Here is a 1,805-nt window from a genome sequence, read left to right on the forward strand (position 1 = left end):
GCGCTTTAGTTCGCTCTCGTCCAATGAGAACTCGATACCGTACATAGAAAGGTGACGGTTAATTGCGGATTGGATTCGAGTAATGTACGGAGAAATAGTTTCTGTATAGAAGCTCAACATAGTTTGTTCTACGTTGTTGTACTTTAGGCTTGCATTACCATTCAGGAAGTTCTCAGGCACACGGAACATGCCGCATATCTCTGAACGCTGGAACTGGCGACTCTCAAGGAATTGCGCATCCTTTGCACTTAGGCTGATGCTTTGGAATTCTACAGGGCCAGGTAACAGCGGTACGGATCCAGCAGTGCTTGGGCCTTTTGTTAGCTCTCCTAGCGTATCCGCAAGTTCGTCAAACGCTTCTGGCTCGATGTTGCTGTCCTCCGGTTTCAGGTTAAAGAAACCTACAGTTGCGCAGCCTGTTTTACTTTGTACTGATGCATATGCTTCTTGTGACAATGCAGTATCAATACTTGAGCGCGCTCTAGATATGATGCTTTCACCTTTAAGCAAACGACCATTAGGCAGTTTGATATGCAGGATTTCATCTGCTGTGTATTCTTGTCGGCCATCAGTTAGGATATTTGGATTTGGGGTAATTCGATAAATGAGCTTACCCTGTACAAGTACTGGCGAAACAGCATTAGGTACTTCGACTGGAATTAAAGAAATGATATTACTGTCGGCTTTATCTTCGGCTCGTACAATAAAAGCATAGAAGTTGCCATCGAGGCATAAGTGGGTAACTACCATTTCAAGGAATTCTTGCATTGTCTGGTAGTCATTGGGATAGCGAGTGAGTACATCCAACATTTTATGTTTGTGGATTAACTCTTTACCGAAGCGGTTTGATCGTTGGATACGGGCAGGCAATTTACCTATTGTTTCAGCGAGAATTCGGACGCAGCTTTGCACTGTAATCTGACGCTGAATAGGAGTTAGAGGTACTTGAGCTGACATTAAATCAGCCATATATGCTCTGTGTTCTGCTTGCATATCCACACTTTTATATTGTGGACTGAACATGTTCTTCCCTTATTTGTTGTTGTTATCGGGGGCTTGCTTATATTTATTGGAAATACAGAGGAGAAAATCGAGGGATTCGAGGCGTGTTGTGTACGACAAACAGACTAGTTGGTACTGAAATTCATACGGAAGCTTATATTATATAAGGAAGTGTATGAATTTCAGTACCACGCAATAACTCAACGCTTAATCTTGTATCTATTGAATGCTGACCCTCTTTGTATCTCTTCATGCACATAACCATGCAATGCTGTTACTGCTGCTGCAACACAGTCGATTTTGTATTCGGAGTTCTTGGATTCTTTCGATAGCTTAACCAACGAATCATCTGGCCCGCACGCAGTAAGACAACAGTTCAACATACACCACGTGAATACGCCGGATCCGTCAAACTTTAGTTTCCCTTCAAGTAACATCCTCTCAAATAGCATTACTGGTTCGTTCAGCGAGCCTACACTTTGGGATACTTTCTCTGCTTTGATGCCCATTGATATGAGCTTTGTTTGCATTTGAGTAGCGTTCCATGGGTCTAGTGATACTTGACGTACATTAAAGTTTCTGGATGCCTCTACAATCTCATCCTGCAACAACTCAAAGTCGCACGTCGAACCTAAAGTTAAAGTAAACGCGCCATCACCTTGTTTCGCCCAACGTCGATATAACTGCTGGGACGTAATGCTCTGTTCGTCCAGTTTCTCTAACGGGAAAAATGCTTTGCTGAATATATCAAGTTCGCCATTAGGCTTTACGAACACATAAGATATTGCTGCTAGGTCTGATAC

Annotated in this window: 2 protein-coding genes; both read right to left on the bottom strand. The window is 42.8% G+C overall.

Annotation, left to right across the window (positions count from 1 at the left end):
* Positions 1-1,023 (bottom strand): phage portal protein (locus LG31_RS0107740; RefSeq protein ID WP_152598346.1); only part of this gene is annotated, 1,023 nt, incomplete at its 3' end.
* A gap of 179 nt (positions 1,024-1,202) precedes the next feature.
* Positions 1,203-1,805 (bottom strand): terminase TerL endonuclease subunit (locus tag LG31_RS0107745; RefSeq protein WP_152598347.1); only part of this gene is annotated, 603 nt, incomplete at its 5' end.

The organism is Aeromonas lacus, assembly GCF_000764665.1.
GTDB classification, from domain to species: Bacteria; Pseudomonadota; Gammaproteobacteria; order Enterobacterales; family Aeromonadaceae; genus Aeromonas; species Aeromonas lacus.